Source organism: Paenibacillus sp. PCH8 (assembly GCF_002968835.1).
Taxonomy (GTDB): domain Bacteria; phylum Bacillota; class Bacilli; order Paenibacillales; family Paenibacillaceae; genus Paenibacillus.
Map to the genome: position 1 here is coordinate 1,292,675 of NZ_PKQK01000001.1, position 18,370 is coordinate 1,311,044.

The following is an 18,370-nucleotide window of genomic DNA, read 5'->3' on the forward strand; positions in this document are numbered from 1 at the left end:
AATGCAGAATGTAGTGCCCATAATAACGTTTACATGCAGGCTCCATATAGATGTTGCGTTCTGTAAATGAGCATGCTATAATCATTATTGCTGCGGAAAGGTACCCAAGAGGCCCAAGGGGCTGACTCGAAATCAGTTAGGCGTGTCAAAGCGTGCGTGGGTTCGAATCCCACCCTTTCCGCCACTTCAGCTGTAATTTACTCAATTATGTTGAGTTCAATAAAAGATCGATAAGAAGCTTTCCCAATTGGGAGGGCTTTTTTTGTACGTTACATTGGAGTTGGTCCAACAATCCTTCGGGGATACGTAATACATAAATGAAAAAACAAAGAGCCCGAAGGGCTCTTTGTCCGGCGGTGCATTAGTTTGTTAGGAAACAATCGGTCGTAACAATCAGAAACCTGGTGTACTGCACGTAGCAATACGCGTGTTTAAGACGAAGGGCCTTACATACACAACCACTTGCTTCTTAAATTACGTGATGAATCTCCAACAGCGAATGATCGGCTTCGTTGTCCAACGGAACCACACCTCTCTCGTGCACCGCCTAACTGTATTATGTGCGTTATTACATTTTATATACATCGATCATTAGAAAGGTATTGCGATTAGTGAACGCGGGCCTTGGTCAGCTTCTTCCACTTGCGATTATGATTGCTTGTCTCGGGAAAAGCTTCGCCTTTTTGCAGCGTTACCCGCTTCGGGTTCTGAATTTCCGAGACAAAGCTTTTTTCCCCGACTTCCGTGTACTCTCCATCGTTTGGTGCTTTGTCTCCTGGTTCAAACTCGGTTTTTTCACCCATGATAAAACCTCCTTGGCCTAATGTAATGTACTTCATTAATACTTCTGTAGTGTGCTCCATAGCCCGGGTGATCATGTGCCAATATGTACAGGGAACGTTTGCTTGCACTTCGGCTCGGTTTTTGTTATATTAATATAGTTCGAGTTTGTGCTCGTTCCTTGCTCTCAACACAGATTGAGGGCCAGAGTCCATAAGGAGGTGAAAATTATGCGCAAATATGAAGTGATGTACATTATTCGTCCTGATATTGAGCAAGAAGTTGTTCAAGCTGCAGTCGAAAAATTCCAAGGCATCATCTCCAACGGCGGTGGTGAGATTACTGCTCACGACGTTATGGGTAAACGCCGTCTTGCGTATGAGATCAAGAAATTCCGTGATGGTGTTTATGTTCTGGTACATTTCACTGCTGAACCAGCAGTCGTTACTGAACTTGAGCGTCTCATGAAGATTTCTGACGATGTAATTCGTTATCTCATTACAAACGACGTTAAGTCTGCTTAAGACAACTCGTGATCAACGCACCAATACGCTCTGAAGGAGGGGATTACATTGTTGAACCGTGTCATTCTGATCGGCCGGTTAACCCGGGATCCTGAGTTGCGTTACACTCCAGCAGGAGTAGCAGTTACGCAATTCACTTTGGCAGTGGACAGACCGTTTACAAGCCAAGGGGAGAACGGGAAGCGGATTTCATTCCGGTCGTAACCTGGAGACAGCTTGCCGAGACTTGTGCAAACTATTTGCGCAAAGGACGCCTGGCTGCAGTCGAAGGACGCATTCAAGTACGGAACTACGAGAATAACGAAGGAAAACGTGTATACGTGACCGAAGTCATTGCCGATAATGTCCGTTTCTTGGAGTCAGCCAACCGTGATAATAACGGTGGTGGCGGTGGGCAACCCGTGCGTGAAGAGCCTTCTTATGGAGGCGGCAGCGGACGCGCGAACAATAACAATAATTCGCGTAGCAACAATCAGGATCCTTTTTCCGATGACGGAAAACCGATTGATATATCGGATGATGATTTGCCATTTTAACATGAACCGATACTCTAACGAGATATGGGTTACATGATAGGAAAGGACTGAAAAGCATGGGCTTCAAGCAAAGAGAAGGCGGAGACAACGATAAAAGACCGGCACGTCGTGGCGGCCGTAATAAACGTCGTAAAGTGTGCTTCTTCACAGCTAACAAAATTACTCACATCGATTATAAAGATACGGACTTGCTTCGTAAATTTGTCAGCGAACGTGGAAAAATTTTGCCACGCCGTGTAACAGGTACTAGCGCTAAATATCAACGCATGTTGACGATTGCAATCAAACGCTCCCGTCAAATCGCATTACTGCCATACACAACTGAGTAGTTTCTACTTAGCTTGCATACGAAGCAGTCGGCTTATAGCCGACTGCTTTTTTATATGTATAAATAGAAACAACATGTACACGCTGACAAGTCAGTTATTCCTATCTCCATAGGTAGAAGCATTCAGGGCTCAAATGAACTATAATAGAGTCTAATCTACTGAAAAGGTTCAGGTATCAGGAATAGCTGTCCGATCAGTTTAAACATCAGGAGTGGATATGAATACATCTAAGCGTAAAGGCAAACATAGAAAAAAGAGAAGTCTGAAACTCTGGATCGTAGCAACGTTGTTACTATCTATTATATATGTATGGTTACAGCAAAAAGGTGAGATAGACAATATGTGGCCGGGGACAACGATACAAGAAACGGTTTCGATTACCGGGCTTCACCCTGTGGTAGCGGAGAATGAGACGTTATTGGTACGCAAGGCAGCGAGGCGAGGAATAGACATCGTGATAACGCATGGCTACCGAAGTTCAGAGGAGCAAGATGCACTATTTAATCAAGGACGCTCAAGTACCGGTAGTATCGTTACTAATGCACCTGGTGGAGAGTCCTATCATAACTATGGATTAGCAATTGATTTTGCACTTCGAACTCCTGAGGGAGATGTAGTGTGGGATATGGAACGGGATGATAACGGCAATGGCAAGACAGACTGGATGGAAGTTGTGGATCTCGCCAAAGAGTTAGGGTTCACTTGGGGCGGTGACTGGGCTAACTTTCCGGACTATCCTCACTTACAGATGGATTTTGGTTTAAGTATCAATGAGTTAAAACGTGGTAAAAGACCTCTGGATTCAAAATAAACAGGTAATATATATTCAATTATATGAATGAATATTAGAAAAGCACTGCATTATGCAGGGCTTTTTTCTTTCTTTTGTAAAATAAATGATAAAAGATGACAATTTGGTCTTTACATTCGCAAATAAATAAAACTATACTATATTAACTAGGTTGTTACTCCACTCACTCAGATGATCTCAAATGCAACTCTAACTGCTCCAGTTATTCGGATTGCTACTATATAATGAAGACAATCATTACCCCTATATATAACACTTACCTTACACATATTAATGATATTACACTATAAACCACACATATATATACATATGATGTAACTACTATGTTATATATATGGTAAAAAGTTCTTTAACTTATTTACATTTCTTTTCCAAAAGTGCTGAGAGACCTCTTAAATTCCTTGCGAAAAGCCTTTAAAGTATTACTAATATCCAGAACTGTGATATAAAAAACATTTATACCAAAAATCTCAAAATAAGCATTGACGTTAACTAAAATTACACGTATGATTACATTAATTATTTTGCTATATAATTCCACTAGGAATTGTCAACATTAATTGACCAATGGTCTAAATGAAAGTCTGTTAGATTTGATTCTCCTAAAGATTTGGTATTTTGTATAAACTATCGTTCATCATCTTCAAGAACATGGAAATATACATTGAATGCATTCTTCATATAAATACGATCAACAGAAAATATGGGGTTAGGGTGATTGATTTGAATACAGAGCTATTGGAAGTCAGAAATCTAACTACATCATTCAGAATTGAAGATGACTATTATGCAGCAGTTGATCACGTAAACCTCAAGGTTAAGAAAAATGAAGTGTTGGCCATTGTAGGAGAATCCGGGTCAGGTAAAAGCGCTTTTGCTTTCTCTCTTATGGGCTTGCATAACAAGGCAAAGATTGAAGGTCAGATTCTATATAAAGGTCAAGATATCGCTAATATCTCCGCCAACAAGTTAAACAAGCTGCGCGGGAAAGAAATGGGCATGATTTTCCAAGATCCATTATCTGCACTAAATCCTCTAATGATTATTGGTGAACAGATTGAAGAGACTCTCACGCTTCATCAGTCCAAACTGTCTTCCAAAGAGAAGAGAGAAAAGGTTATTCACTTATTGAATCAGGTAGGGATTCCACGTCCCGAACAAATATACAAGCAGTATCCCCACGAATTATCTGGTGGTATGAGACAGAGAATTGTCATCGCGATTGCTATTGCCAACAAACCAGAACTACTCATAGCAGATGAACCAACAACGGCGCTTGACGTTACGATTCAACTACAGATTCTGGAGCTGATCCGTGATCTGAAGAACGATATTAACGCAGGCATTATTCTGATTACACATGATCTGGGTGTAGTAGCCGAGATGGCTGACCGCGTTGCAGTTATGTATGCAGGTGAAATTGTTGAAATCGCTGATATCTACACACTGATGAATGACGCGAAGCATCCGTATACACGTTCACTGTTGAACTCCATTCCTACCTTGTCTGAAGAAAAATCAAAATTGCATGTCATCCAAGGCATTGTACCTTCACTCAAAAATCTTCCTCGTAAAGGGTGCCGATTCAAGGCCCGAATTCCATGGATTAGTGATTCGGCTCATGAAGAGAACCCACAGATGCATGAAATTGCGCCAGGTCACTATGTACGGTGTACCTGTTACCAGCACTTTCATTTCCCTGATCAAGCTGAGGAGGAATAACATAATGGCATTACTCGAAGTAGAAGGACTTAAGATACACTTTCCGATTCGCGGTGGATTGCTCAAGAGGGAAATTGGCAGTGTAAAGGCTGTTGATGATGTTAGCTTCTCCATTGAGCAAGGTCAGACCTACGGTTTGGTTGGAGAATCAGGTTCAGGCAAGACGACTACAGGAAGAGCCGTTATTGGACTGAACCACATAACAGCAGGAAAGATCCTTTTCAACGGCAAAAACCTGGCTACAGAGCGGCGCAAAGACAGGCAACTCCAGCGGGATGTACAAATGATCTTCCAAGACCCGTACTCATCACTCAACCCAAGAAGAGGGTTATTGATATCATCGCTGAGCCGTTCCGAAACTATGAACGTCTGACAGCTACCGAGGAGAAAAGACAGGTAAGGGAATTGCTCGAGAAAGTTGGTCTGAGTCCGGAGTCAATCTACAAGTACCCACATGAGTTCTCTGGGGGACAACGTCAACGGATCGGCATCGCACGAGCCATTGCACTGAAGCCAAAATTGATTATTGCGGATGAACCTGTATCAGCACTGGATGTATCGGTACAGGCACAGGTACTTAACTTCATGCAGGAGATTCAAAAGGAATTGAATCTGACTTACCTGTTCATCAGTCACGATCTCGGCATTATCCGTCATATGTGTGACGAGATTGGAATTATGTACAAAGGTCGATATGTGGAACAGGGAACAACGAATGATATTTTTGAAAATCCGCAACATATTTATACCAAACGTCTCATTGCAGCCATTCCGGATATGGACCCAACCAAACGAGAGGAAATGGTAGCCTTCCGTCAACAGGTCAAATCCGAGTATGAACATTCATACCGAAATTTCTTTGATGAGGAAGGGCTTGCATACTCGCTCCAATCCATTTCCGATACTCACCGAGTAGCTCTACCTCAGAAAGGTTGAAGGCCATATGTGGAAAACGATAGTACGCAGAGTTATCATAATGATCCCTCAGATTATTTTACTAAGTCTTTTGGTCTTTCTGATGGCCAAAGCGATGCCGGGTGACGCATTAACCGGTTTGCTTGATCCAAGCGTGGATCCCAAAGCACTGGAAGCCCAGCGAGAAAGACTTGGACTAAACAATCCATGGTACGTGCAATATTGGGACTGGATCAAAAATGCCATACAAGGTGATTTTGGACAATCCTTCCGCTTCAAAATGCCAGTTACTGACCTGATTGGTCAGCGTGTAGCCAATACGTTCTGGCTTGCACTGACGACACTTGTACTGACTTACCTGATTGCTATTCCACTGGGTATCATCAGTGGTCGTTATAACGATACTTGGTCTGACCGGTTGATCACAGGTTACACATACTTGGGCTTTGCTGCACCATTGTTCATCTTCGCGCTGGTGATGGTATGGATCTTCGGATTTCACTTCGGCTGGTTCCCAACAGGAGGAAGTGTCGAGCCTGGACTTATACCAGGTACATTCAGCTACGTCATGAGCAAGTTCTATCATCTATTATTACCGGCACTATCTATGGCACTGATTACGACGGTATCTACCGTTCAATACTTGCGTAGTGAAATCATTGATATCAAGCATAAGGAATTCGTTATTACGGCAAGAGCCAAGGGTGCATCAGAATCCCGGATCTATAACAGACACATCTTGAGGAACTCGCTATTACCTATTGCCGCATTCTTCGGATATGAGATTACAGGACTTATCGGAGGTACGGTATTTATCGAAAGCATATTCAGTTATCCGGGTATGGGGCAGTTGTTCCTGAGTTCCATCTCTTTGCGTGACTTTAGCGTTGTGACTGCACTCGTATTGTTATATGGCGTAGCTTCCATTCTCGGGGCATTGCTGTCTGACATAATTCTGGGAATTGTAGATCCGCGTATACGGATCAAGTAAGAACTTGAAGATTTCGGGGTGAAAACAAGATGAGCAAGGCCAACGAGGTAGTTGTAACTTCACAAAAGGTTGATAAAAGCCCCTCTAGCTTGAATATCTTATGGAGGGAGCTTGTCAGAGATAAGGTGGCACTAATCTCGCTCATTTTCTTGGGCTTGGTCATGTTGCTTGTATATGGTACATCTCTCATTCTGAATCAGGACGATATCGTACGTGTGGATCTGTTCGCGTTATATGAACCGCCTTCTGCGCAATATTGGCTTGGAACAGACTACGGAGGACGCGATGTATTTGGCCAACTGGTTATAGGTACACGTAACTCACTGACCATTGGTATTATCGTAACGTTAATGACTGGCTTCATAGGTATCTTCATTGGCCTTTTATCCGGTTATTTCGGTGGAATGATTGACAACCTGTTTATGCGTGTTGTTGATTTCTTCATGATCCTTCCGATGTTGATGATTGTTATCGCGTTTGTTACGGCAGTACCGAAATACAATATCATCTCGTTCTCTCTTATCATGACCGCATTCCTCTGGATGGGGATTGCCAGGTTGATTCGCTCCAAAGCGTTACAGGAACGGGAATTGGACTATGTAAAAGCATCAAAAACATTAGGTTCTTCCCATTTGAAGATTATGCTTTCACAGGTTCTTCCGAATCTAAGCTCCATTATCATTGTAACGATGACATTGAATCTCGCTGCCAACATTGGCCTCGAATCCGGTCTGTCATTCTTGGGATTTGGTTTTCCCGAGAGTACGCCCAGTCTTGGAACACTTGTAAGCTATGCACGTAATCCGCAAACCCTGGAATCCAGATGGTGGATATGGCTACCCGCATCGGTACTAATTCTGGTACTGATGTTGAGTATAAATAATGTCGGACAAGCCCTAAAGCGTGCGACTGATGCAAGACAAAGAAGAGGTTAAAAAAAGGGAGGAAAGGTTCATGAAAAAGGGATTATTTTCACGGGGACTATTTTTCACGATGATGCTGGTCTTCGTACTGGCGCTTGCGGCTTGCTCGGAGAAAGAGGCGGCAACACCAGCGCCTACTTCGAACACAGGGGAAACAAAGACAGAGGTAAAACCTGCTAAAGAAGAGGGCGTTTACTCCATTGAAGACTTCAACAATGTCAAGACGAATGAAGGTACTGCGATCGAAGGTGGATCCATTACATTCGGACTTGTATCGGATACGGCTTTTGAAGGTACATTGAACTACAACTTCTACTCCGGTAACCCGGATGTACAGGTTCTTCAATGGTTTGATGAAGGCTTGCTAACTTGGGATAAAGACTATGTGTACACCAATGATGGTGCAGCAACATATGAGACATCCGAAGATGGCAAAACATTCACATTGACCATTCGTGACAATGTAAACTGGCATGATGGTAAGCCGGTAACGGCTGAGGATCTGCAATTTGCTTATGAAGTAATCGGTAACAAAGCGTATGATGGTCCACGTTACGACTCCAACTTTACTACTGTAGTAGGTATGGATGAGTTCCATGCGGGAACAGCAAAAACAATCTCTGGTATTAAAGTGCTGAGCGACAAACAAATCAGCATTACGTATAAAGAGTCCACACCATCCTTGCTGACAGGTGGCGTATGGACGTATCCACTTGCTAAACATATCTTCGGAGATATGGATGTAGCGAAAATGTCTTCTTCCAAAGAAGTACGTGAAAAACCAATTGGTTATGGTCCATTTAAAGTGGATGTCATCACACCAGGGGAGTCTGTAACTTTTGTTAAAAATGAAGACTACTGGCGCGGAGCTCCAAAACTGGACAAAGTAACTCTGAAAGTTATCAACCCGACAACGGTTGTTCAAGAATTGAAATCTGGCGGAGTAGACCTCGTGGATGCATTCCCGACAGATCAATACAAAGACAATGCTAACCTGTCCAACGTAGAATTCCTGGGTGCAATCGATCGTGCTTATACGTACATCGGATTCAAACTGGGTACGTGGGATGAAGAGAATGGAAAAGTTGTAAGCAATGCTGAAGCAAAAATGGGCGACAAAAAATTGCGTAAAGCAATGTGGATGGCTGTAGATAACGATCAAGTAGGTAAACGTTTCTATAACGGTCTGCGTTGGAATGCAACAACCTTGATTCCACCGTCTCACCCAGAATTCCATGATTCCAACAATCCGGGTGTAACGTATGATCCAGAAGCAGCGAAAGCATTGCTTGAGGAAGCTGGTTACAAACTGGATGGTGAATTCCGTACCAATCCGGACGGAACACCACTCGAAATCAACTTTGTATCCATGACGGGTGGCGACACAGCTGAACCCTTGGCACGTTACTACGTTCAATCCTGGGCAGCTATTGGTTTGAAAGTAAACCTGGAAATGGTTGAGTTCAACAGCTTCTACGACCGTGTAGGTAACACGGGTAAAGATGATCCAAACGTAGATGTGTATCAAGCCGCATGGGGCGTTGGTATTGACGTAGATCCATCCGGCCTGTATGGCCGTGATGCACTCTACAACTTCTCCAGATTCTCCAGCGAAGAGAATGATAAATTGCTGGCACAAGGTGTCTCTGCTGAAGCATTCGATGTAGACAAGCGTAAAGAGATCTACAATCAATGGCAGCAATACATGGTGGATGAAGTACCTGTATTCCCAACACTGTATCGTGCAGTTGTAGCACCGGTTAACAAACGTGTAATGAACTACGCGATCGGTGATGGAACAGGCGTTTACCTAAACGATCTGCAAGTTAATGCAGATAAAGCTGTAGTGGCTGAGTAATACAATCAAATTAGCAGCTGTAAGGATTGGGGTCCTTTAAGTAGTTTGTTGCTAAAAATCAACATAAAAGCATGAATTCTGTACACTTTGGCATGGGTGTATGGGGTTCATGTTTTTTTTGTAACCAAAATATAAAAAAAATTTAACTTTTTTTCAAAAAAGTGCAGACAAAGTGCCTCCTCACTTCGTCTATATAGGTAAGAGGTGATCATCTTATGAAAACATGGTGGAAACGAGCGGGTATGCTGCTGGCTCTGCTGGTCATTATATATTTGGGTGTGAAACCGGACATGCTGGTAGGCAAACCGGGGATTAAAGCAGAATCTGCTGTACTAATGGATATGAACTCCGAACAGGTCCTCATGGATTTCAATGGCTCTGAAGAAATTGCTCCAGCAGGTGTCAGCAAGTTGATGACAGAACTGCTCGTGATGGAGGCCGTGATTAATGGAGATATCGGGTGGGATGATCTTGTTCATGTGAGTCTGTATGCCAGTTCAGTGGGCGGCAGTCAGCTGACTATGAAACAGGGAGAGCAATTCACTGTGCAGGAGTTGTTCCAGGTTGTAGCTGTCTATTCAGCGAATGATGCAGCGGTTGCCCTGGCTGAACATATTAGTGGTACAGAGCAGAAGTTTGTCCAGCAAATGAATCAGAAAGCGAATCAGATTGGCATGTCGGACGGTACACACTTCACGAACTCAACAGGTCTCAGTGAAAAGTTGCTTGGTCCTAACCGTCCACAGGAAATACAGGGGCAGACCGTAATGACGGCTGTAGATGCATGTAAGCTTGCACGATATCTGCTCAGTAACCATCCCGAGATTCTAAGAGTCTCCAGTCAAGTGCAAGTATCAATGCATCAAAAAGGAATGTACATGAGTAACACCAACTGGATGTTGTCCTCCATTGGTGGACCCTATGCTTACGACGGGAATGACGGATTGAAGACGGGGTATGATGAAAATTCCGGGTATCATTTTGTTGGAACAGCAGAACGGGATGGCAAAAGGCTGATTTCAGTGGTATTTGGAACAGATACGCGTGAAGGACGTTTTATTGAGACACGGAAGCTGTTGAATTATGGATTTTCGGGTTCGAAATAAAGGGTGATTATGGACATCATCAAGGGTTATGCTCTCACACTTACGATGGCTTGGACACTACAGCAACTGGGATACATAGAAGGAATGACAGATTGAACGACCCCGATCATTCCTGCGGAAGCAACCATAATTCTGCAACGTGTACTTAAACTGGATATGCCTGCATCCCTTACAGGTTTTGCAGATATCTTGCCCGAGAATGAAGCTTCTGTCCCGCAGGTTCTATTGAACCTGCGGGCAGCTTTATATTATCGGATCAGAGGTATAATGAACCAGATAATCATATTAATGAATTGACATATCGATTTCTTTTGTTTTAAAATGACCAGTGAGTCATTATTATTCAATCCAGTTTAATATATATGTACCATACAACGGTACGATTCTGGAATTACGATCTGATCGGGGAGGGAATATGTGATGCAAAAGCAAATGAAATGGCCGCTGATCCTGTTTGCCATAGGGGTATTTATGGCTGCGCTGGATAACGGGATTATCACTTCTTCACTGACCACCTTAAATGCATCGTTTGGTGTGTCACCGACGTGGGGGGCGTGGACGATTACGCTCTACACTCTCGGACTTGCGGTGAGTGTCCCTATTGCAGGCAAGCTGTCGGACCGTTACGGTCGCAAGAAACTGTTTCTGATCGAAGTGGGGCTGTTCGGGATCGGGTCCCTGCTCGTTGCACTAAGCACATCGTTTACCTTCTTCCTGATTGCTCGTGTCATCCAAGCCTTGGGTGGTGGTGGGATATTTATCATTGCCAGCTCATACGTATTAAGCAAGTTCCCAGCGGAGCGTCAAGGTACTGCTCTGGGTCTGCTCGGAGGTATGAATGGTGTTGCCGCTATTCTGGGACCCAATGTAGGTGCTTTCATACTGGATATCACGGGCAACTGGCATTGGTTGTTCCTGATCAACGTACCGATCGCCATTCTGTTGTTCATTGCAGGTATTCGTTTAATCCATGAAGAGCAGGAACTTAATCGTGCAGCAGTGGACTGGAGCGGTATCGCTGTCCTGACGTTAGGTGTACTTAGTTTAATGTATAGCTTCAGCAATCTGGACGGTGTGAACATGCTTCAAAGCCTGGGATCACCGATGTTCTACGGCTTCTTCTTGGCAGGGGTGATCATTCTGGTTCTCTTTTACTTTATGGAAAAAAGGCTGGAAGGGTCTGAGCGTGAACCTGTCGTATCAACCAAGCTATTGGGCATTGCGTCCTTCCGTTGGACGCTACTGATTGCCTTTTTCTCCGGAGCCATCCTGGCCTCGGTGATCTTCATTCCAGGCTTTGTAGAGCAGTATCTCGGCGTATCCAACACAGCTTCCGGTTACTGGTTCACTCCGCTTGCGTTGGCATCCGGGATTGGGGCGGCTGGCGGTGGCTTCCTCGTTGACCGCAGAGGTCCGATCTGGACGTTATCTGTAGCTGGACTATTGTCGGCGATCGGTTTCCTGCTATTCCCGCTATGGGTAGAGCATATCTGGCAATTCGTCATTGCGAGTACGCTCGTAGGGATCGGCTTCGGTATGATGCTTGGTGCCCCGGTTAACGTACTGGTTACGGAACAGGCAGGAGATAACAACAAAGGCATTGCTGTAGCGACGAGCTCGTTATTCCGCCAGATGGCAATGGCGATTGCGCCTACGATTTTTGCCGGATTCCTGGCCCGTTCATTCTCCAATCTGGGGTCCAACATTCAGACAGGATTCGCTGATCAGGGGATTCAGGTGCCACCCGAGATGCTGCAACAATACGCTTCGGGTGGAGGAGCAGGGAGTGATATCTCCAGTCTGACAGAGGGCCTGTCCCAGATCCCTGATGCGGGTATCCGCGACGTGTTGCTCCAGGCACTGCATCAAACGACAGGTCAGGGTTACAATGGGCTGTTCTGGTCCGCAGTCCTATTCTCTGTTCTGACGCTGATAGCGGCGCTTATAACAGGACGTCTGCGTCATAAAGAGAAGAGTCATCCTGTGACAAAGGGTTCAACGGATTAAGTAGGCGGCATGGTAAATGAAGAGAACAGTGTACCTTTTGTAACCCAAAAAGGAGATGCTGTTCTTTTCAATTTAACCGGATTGTAACTTTTCATCATCCCGCAATGATTACAATAGAACGAGCGTAAGCGGTGTCTTGACTCCAGAGAGAGAAAACTTCAGAGAACACCGAGTCACAAGTCATGACCGACGTTTAATGAGTAGTACAGTAATTCATTTTGATAGTGAAGAAGGAATCAATGGATGAAGAGCAGAACTAAAGATAAGAAGAAGAAAAGAAGAAAAGGCCTATATATAACGCTCGTATCGCTTGTTGTTTTGTTAATCGGAGGTTATTTATTCCGTCAACAGCTGGCTGTAGCGGCATTTGATCTGTTCCTGGCAGGCTCGGTTGAAGAGCAGCTGTCCCGCTCCTATGTACCGCAGGAAGGCAATAATACCCCGGATCCAGCGGTATATCGCAAGGAGCCTTTTTCTGTGCTGTTACTCGGTTCGGACAAACGCGCTTATGAGAAGACGCGTGGACGCTCGGATACCGTCATTTACGCTGTGGTTCGTCCCAAGGAATCCCGAGTATTGTTAGTATCCATTCCACGTGACACTTATGTGCAGATTGTGGGACGGGATGCGAATAAGGATGGGGAAGATGATTACGACAAGCTGGCGCATGCCTATGCTTTTGGTGGGGAGAATATGTCCATCAATACGGTGGAGAAATTCCTTGAAGCCGATGTAGGTTACTATGCCACGATCAACTTCGACGGAATCAAAAAAGTCGTCGATGCGCTTGGAGGTGTCAAACTGCCGATTGATGAGGACATTGTGAACAAAGACCCTAATCATGTGCAATTCACAATTGAAGGCGGTAAGCCAATCTACGATGGGCAGGAAGCACTGTATTATGTGAGGTACCGTGAGGATAGTGATTTCAATCGTACCAAGCGCCAACAGATTTTCCTGAACGCGATGGCGAATGAGATGCTGAATGTGAATCAAATCGCCAAAATTCCGGAATTGATTCAGATCATGGGAGACAGCTTCCAGACGGATATGCGAGCTTCCTTCATTATTGATCTGGCCAAACAGGTGCTTACTCAGGAGAAACCGCAGATTTCAAGCTTCACCATTCTGGGTGAGGGGATGCGTAAAGACGGTATTTATTATGGCCGTGCTGACGAGAAAGATGTCCAGTATGCCAAAGAGCTGATTACCAACTGGATGGATCAATCAACTCCAGCCAGTGAAGTGATGATCCCTGACCGGCAGATGATTGAATAATTAATTCCATACCGATGATTTGTTGTAGACAACGATCAGCAGTACGTTTATTCGCGGGCTGCTGTTTTTTTCTTTGCAGAGGTTGTTCAAAAGTCTTCTTTTGATTACGAACGAATCATGCCTAGCGGTACCATCAGGATCGAATATCCTTTTGGAACATCCTGCGTTCTGAACCGTATAATATAAGTTGAGCGAGATAAGTTGATCGAAGAAATTCACAAGGAGGATACGTAAGGGTATGAACATCGCATTTTTTTTGCTACCCAAACAAGAAGTTACGTGCGTGACGTCGGATTCTACGCTGCGGCAAACGTTGGAACGGATGGAGTATCATCGGTTCACGGCGGTGCCCATTTTGAATAAGGAAGGCAAATATATGGGTACGGTTACCGAAGGCGACTTGCTGTGGTATATGAAGAATGCCGAGGGAAAGATTTCATTTGAAAACGCTTCAAAGTTCTTGCTCAAAGACGTTCCACTTCGCCTCGATATTAAGCCCGTATCCATTGACGCCAACATGGAAGATCTGATTAATCTGGCCAAAGTCCAGAACTTTGTGCCTGTGGTTGATGATATGGAGCGGTTTATTGGTATTGTGAGACGGAGTCAGATTATTGAATATTGCGAGGGTATTGTGGCTAAGGAATCAATCAAGGCCAAGTAAGATTTCAACGCATTTCATAAATATTGTGACAGTAGGGATAATCACAGCCATCCGGTATCATGTTAAACTTAAAGAAGACTGAGTAGAGGGTTAGTTCGAAGTTTCTATTAAGATAGATGTGGATTGGATGTACGGAGGACTCCGCATAAGTACCTGACATCAGTTTCGGAGGACTTCTCCGCTATTTGGGTAATTTTGCGGGCCCTCTTTTTATGCTATAATCGAGAATAAAGCTTTTTCGGGGGAGAGTGACTTTCGCCAATATGCCTAAAGAACTGGATGTAGCCAAACGTGCTAAAGTGATTGAATGGCTGAAAACCGAAGTACTTGATCAGGTATCCCGATTATTCAAGGCGTTATGGGAAGGCAGTACAACCCGAATCGGGGACAGTCTTGCCAGTTTGATCATGAGTAGTTACATATTGGGCCGCAGGCTCGGTATTCCGTTCAAGGATCTGGATGCACTGCTAGTTGAGAAGTTGAAAAAGCATAAACAGGAAGGTCACCAGCTTGAAGACTGGTACCAGGATATTTCCGCGCTAGAAGATCATATGCGTAAGAGGTGAATTTGTTGAAATTTAGCTTTAAATCAGCTGTTTGGAGCGCAGTCTATCTGCTCCTGTTACTTTCGCTGTTAACTCCTTTATCGGTTCTTGCCATATTTTTTATGATGATTCCGGGAGTTATTTTGTATGCTTCATTATCACTAAAATCATTTATATGGCATCTCGTGCCAGTGGCCGTTATTCTGGTCATATTCCATCCGATCTACCTGCTACTATTGCTCATCTTCACCCTGCCTGCGATTGTTATGGGTTACGCCTATAAAAAACAGAAATCGGCCTTGTTCACGCTAATGGCGGGAAGTGGCGCGATGCTTGCAGAATATTTATTGTTGCTGTTGGTCGGCAGTGTCATATTCCAATTTGACCTGTCCAGCTATATTGAAGATGTGGTCAGACTGACCATTGAACCGCTCACGAATTCATCTAATCAGATGATTAACGGGTTCGCATGGACGCCTGAAATGACGGAGGATGTTGCCAAACAGACCCAGCTAATGATTCCGTTTGCGCTGGTTGTGACATCGATGGTGATGGCGCTGATTACTCACGTTATTGCACGTCCGATTCTGAATGTGATGGGTGTGACGGTATCGAAGCTTCCACCTGCGAGAGAGTGGCGTATGCCACGTGCGCTGATCTGGTATTATTTCCTCGCACTGTTAATCGAAGTGATCTCCAGACAGAGTGACGGAACGTATTGGGCGATGATTGCCATGAACCTGTCGCCATTAATCAATCTGGGCTTCATGATTCAAGCGATCGGCTTCTTCTTCTTTCTCTCACATACCAAGAAGTGGAATCCGGTTATACCTTATTTCCTGGCGGTTGCAGTCTTCTTCATTGGTCCGCTTCGGATTATCGGAATTATCGATCTGGCGTTCCCGCTTCGTGAGGCAATATCGAAATCAAAACGATAGGGTGATGAGTCATGCCTAAATTTCTGAAGAAACGCTGGCACGGCTACTATACCGTATGGGCGTTCATACTGCTGCTGTTGCTCGTTATGTTCGTTACCATCTATAACTGGACGCTTGGTTTGATTAGTCTGATACTGGCCTCGGCGCTGGGTATCGTCATGATTAAGGCGGAGCTGGCGTTCCGCCGTGAGCTTAACGACTACATTAATGGCCTGTCCATTCGGATCAAACGAATGGAAGGAGAAGCGGTCAGCATGCTTCCATTTGGAATTGTGTTGTACAGCGAAGATCGTACGGTAGAGTGGCATAATCGCTTCGTTGCGGAGATGTTCCAGGAGAAGACCATGGTAGGCCATTCGCTACCCAGCTTGTTCCCCAAGCTTCCTCAGCCCAAAGAGAAGAAGGATGGAACCAGGGAACCTTCATCCAAGGAGTTTCATGATGAATTCCAACTGGATGATCGGTATTATGGAGTTATTCATAACCCGCAGGAGCGGTATGTATATGTATACGAGATTACGGAGCTAGCCATTCTTCGTGATAAATATGAAAATGAACGCCTTGCATTGGGTATTCTCGTTCTGGATAATCTGGACGAGGCTGCCCAGAGCATGGACGACCAGCAACGTACAGCGCTGATTGCCCGTGTGACTAGCGAGATTACGTCATGGGCCAAGCGGTATGAAGTGTACCTGCGCCGCCTGTCTTCTGATCGTTATCTGTTGATGCTGAATCATAAGTCTTTGCAGGAACTGGAGCAGAGCCGGTTTGTCATTTTGGATGAAGTTCGGGAGATGACCGCTGACCTCAAAGTGCCAATGACACTCAGTGTAGGACTGGCGTTCGGTTCGGATAGCATCAGCGAGATGGGAGAACTGGCGCAGTCCAGTCTGGATATGGCTCTTGGACGCGGCGGCGACCAAGCTGCCGTGAAGTCCGGACAACGTCTGTCTTTCTATGGCGGGAAGTCCAACGCAGTGGAGAAACGAACACGGGTCAGAGCCCGAGTCATTGCTCACGCGCTGCGTGATCTGATGCAGGAGAGCGACCGAGTGCTTATCATGGGGCACAAAGTTCCGGATATGGACGCGATTGGCGCATCCATCGGGGTATGGAAAGCAGCAAGTCTGTACAATGTGGAAGCACGGATTGTTCTGGATGGTGTTAATCCATCGATTGAACGCTTAATGGAGCAGGTGAACAAGGACGAGAAGTTGTCCAAAGCATTTGTATCACCGGAACAGGCAACTCAGATGATGACCGAGCATACCTTGCTGGTTGTGGTGGATACGCATAAAGCATCCATGACAATGGAGCCCAAGCTGGTTCAGTCTGCTACCCGTGTCGTGGTAGTGGATCATCATCGTCGGGGCGAAGAGTTTATCAATGATGCGGTGTTGATCTATCTGGAGCCGTACGCATCCTCTGCTGCGGAACTGGTGACTGAGCTCTTGCAATATATCCATGACAAGGTGCAATTCACTCCGCTTGAAGCTACGGCTCTGCTTGCCGGGATTACGGTGGATACGAAGCATTTCGCATTGCATACCGGATCCAGAACGTTTGAAGCGGCAGGTTTCCTGCGTCGTAGTGGTGCGGACACCATTATGATCCAACGGTTAATGAAAGAAGACCTGTCAGAATATATTGCTAAGGCAGAAATCATAAAGCATGCTAAAATGGTATACGGGAACATTGCGCTGGCGGTCACGGACCCTGGTAGCAAGATTCCACAGATGATGATCGCCCAGGTGGCGGACACATTGCTAAACATGACGGACGTAGTCGCTTCATTTGTTATAAGCGAACGCCCGGATGGACTGATTGGCATCAGTGCGAGATCACTGGGGCGCATGAATGTTCAGGTGGTCATGGAACGGTTGGGCGGTGGCGGACATTTGACAAATGCTGCCGTGCAGCTTGAAGGAACGCTTGGAGAGGCAGAAAAACGGCTGACGAACGTACTGGCTGAAATCGAAAAGGAAGAGGGGCTGTTCGAATGAAAGTCATTTTTATAAAAGATATGAAGGGTCAAGGTAAGAAAGGGCAAGTGAAGGAAGTATCTGAGGGATATGCACAGAATTTCCTTCTGCCACGTGGAATCGCACGTCTGGCAACGGACGGCAACATGAAGACACTGGACAACCAGAAGGCGGCTGAAGACAGACTCAAACAGGAAGAGAAAGCCGAAGCGGAAGCACTTGCGAAGAAACTGGAAGCAGAAGTGACTGAACTGAAAGCAAAATCCGGTGAAGGCGGCCGTCTGTTCGGCGCAATTACTAGCAAACAGATCGCTGAAGCTTTGTCTAAAAAGGGTCTGAAAGTAGACAAACGCAAAATTGAGCTGGACGAGCCTATTCGTACACTCGGCGTAACGCAAGTAACTGTCAAGATTCACCCTGAAGTGAAGGCAACCTTGAAGGTACAGGTAACGGAAGAGTAA

Annotated in this window: 16 protein-coding genes, 1 tRNA gene and 2 pseudogenes; 18 read left to right on the top strand and 1 reads right to left on the bottom strand. The window is 45.1% G+C overall.

Annotated elements, in window-relative coordinates; genetic code table 11:
- The first annotated feature begins 94 nt into the window (after positions 1 to 94).
- Positions 95 to 184, top strand: a tRNA-Ser gene (locus tag C0Q44_RS05825).
- A 424-nt stretch (positions 185 to 608) separates the two neighbouring features.
- Here the strand turns inward: C0Q44_RS05825 and C0Q44_RS05830 are convergent.
- Positions 609 to 803, bottom strand: a complete 195-nt coding sequence (locus tag C0Q44_RS05830) for a YjzC family protein (protein ID WP_105406420.1) — start codon at positions 801 to 803, stop codon at positions 609 to 611.
- A 207-nt stretch (positions 804 to 1,010) separates the two neighbouring features.
- On the opposite strand from C0Q44_RS05830, the gene rpsF reads away from it, so the two are divergent.
- The 17 genes and pseudogenes from rpsF (at position 1,011) to rplI (ending at position 18,370) form a co-directional block, all read left to right on the top strand.
- On the top strand, positions 1,011 to 1,304 hold the full coding sequence (gene rpsF / locus C0Q44_RS05835) for a 30S ribosomal protein S6 (RefSeq protein ID WP_105406421.1): 294 nt from the start codon (positions 1,011 to 1,013) through the stop codon (positions 1,302 to 1,304).
- Positions 1,305 to 1,352: 48 nt separating this feature from the next.
- Positions 1,353 to 1,840 (top strand): annotated as a pseudogene (ssb, locus tag C0Q44_RS05840) (single-stranded DNA-binding protein).
- A gap of 56 nt (positions 1,841 to 1,896) precedes the next feature.
- A complete protein-coding gene (rpsR, locus tag C0Q44_RS05845; protein ID WP_105406422.1) occupies positions 1,897 to 2,169 on the top strand; it encodes a 30S ribosomal protein S18 in 273 nt (90 codons plus the stop codon).
- A 217-nt stretch (positions 2,170 to 2,386) separates the two neighbouring features.
- On the top strand, positions 2,387 to 2,980 hold the full coding sequence (locus C0Q44_RS05850; RefSeq protein WP_105406423.1) for a M15 family metallopeptidase: 594 nt from the start codon (positions 2,387 to 2,389) through the stop codon (positions 2,978 to 2,980).
- 723 nt (positions 2,981 to 3,703) lie between these two features.
- Positions 3,704 to 4,702 carry an ABC transporter ATP-binding protein gene (locus C0Q44_RS05855; protein ID WP_105407612.1) on the top strand — a complete coding sequence of 333 codons (999 nt, stop codon included), beginning with the start codon at positions 3,704 to 3,706 and terminating at the stop codon, positions 4,700 to 4,702.
- 4 nt (positions 4,703 to 4,706) lie between these two features.
- Positions 4,707 to 5,638 (top strand): annotated as a pseudogene (locus tag C0Q44_RS05860) (ABC transporter ATP-binding protein).
- A 7-nt stretch (positions 5,639 to 5,645) separates the two neighbouring features.
- Entirely contained in the window at positions 5,646 to 6,608 is a 963-nt protein-coding gene (opp4B, locus tag C0Q44_RS05865; RefSeq protein WP_105406424.1) for an oligopeptide ABC transporter permease, read from the top strand.
- 29 nt (positions 6,609 to 6,637) lie between these two features.
- A complete protein-coding gene (locus tag C0Q44_RS05870) occupies positions 6,638 to 7,543 on the top strand; it encodes an ABC transporter permease (RefSeq protein ID WP_105406425.1) in 906 nt (301 codons plus the stop codon).
- Positions 7,544 to 7,562: 19 nt separating this feature from the next.
- The gene (locus C0Q44_RS05875) at positions 7,563 to 9,389 is read left to right on the top strand and encodes an oligopeptide ABC transporter substrate-binding protein (RefSeq protein ID WP_105406426.1); all 1,827 of its coding nucleotides are present in this window, start codon (positions 7,563 to 7,565) and stop codon (positions 9,387 to 9,389) included.
- 215 nt (positions 9,390 to 9,604) lie between these two features.
- Entirely contained in the window at positions 9,605 to 10,495 is an 891-nt protein-coding gene (locus C0Q44_RS05880; RefSeq protein WP_105406427.1) for a D-alanyl-D-alanine carboxypeptidase family protein, read from the top strand.
- 420 nt (positions 10,496 to 10,915) lie between these two features.
- A complete protein-coding gene (locus C0Q44_RS05885) occupies positions 10,916 to 12,502 on the top strand; it encodes an MFS transporter (RefSeq protein ID WP_105406428.1) in 1,587 nt (528 codons plus the stop codon).
- Positions 12,503 to 12,745: 243 nt separating this feature from the next.
- Positions 12,746 to 13,780, top strand: a complete 1,035-nt coding sequence (locus tag C0Q44_RS05890; RefSeq protein WP_105406429.1) for an LCP family protein — start codon at positions 12,746 to 12,748, stop codon at positions 13,778 to 13,780.
- A gap of 238 nt (positions 13,781 to 14,018) precedes the next feature.
- Positions 14,019 to 14,444, top strand: coding sequence for a CBS domain-containing protein (locus tag C0Q44_RS05895; protein WP_105406430.1), 426 nt, complete (start codon positions 14,019 to 14,021; stop codon positions 14,442 to 14,444).
- Between the two features lie 263 nt (positions 14,445 to 14,707).
- On the top strand, positions 14,708 to 15,010 hold the full coding sequence (locus C0Q44_RS05900) for a MazG-like family protein (protein WP_017691445.1): 303 nt from the start codon (positions 14,708 to 14,710) through the stop codon (positions 15,008 to 15,010).
- Positions 15,007 to 15,927 (top strand): DUF2232 domain-containing protein, encoded by a 921-nt coding sequence (locus tag C0Q44_RS05905; RefSeq protein WP_258166181.1) that lies wholly within the window; start codon positions 15,007 to 15,009, stop codon positions 15,925 to 15,927. The genes C0Q44_RS05900 and C0Q44_RS05905 overlap by 4 nt, the downstream gene beginning before the upstream one ends.
- Before the next feature lie 11 nt (positions 15,928 to 15,938).
- Positions 15,939 to 17,930: a DHH family phosphoesterase gene (locus tag C0Q44_RS05910; RefSeq protein ID WP_105406431.1), complete on the top strand. Its 1,992-nt coding sequence runs from the start codon at positions 15,939 to 15,941 to the stop codon at positions 17,928 to 17,930.
- Complete coding sequence (gene rplI, locus C0Q44_RS05915) at positions 17,927 to 18,370, top strand: 50S ribosomal protein L9 (protein ID WP_105406432.1); 444 nt, start codon at positions 17,927 to 17,929, stop codon at positions 18,368 to 18,370. Before C0Q44_RS05910 ends, rplI begins: the two co-directional genes overlap by 4 nt.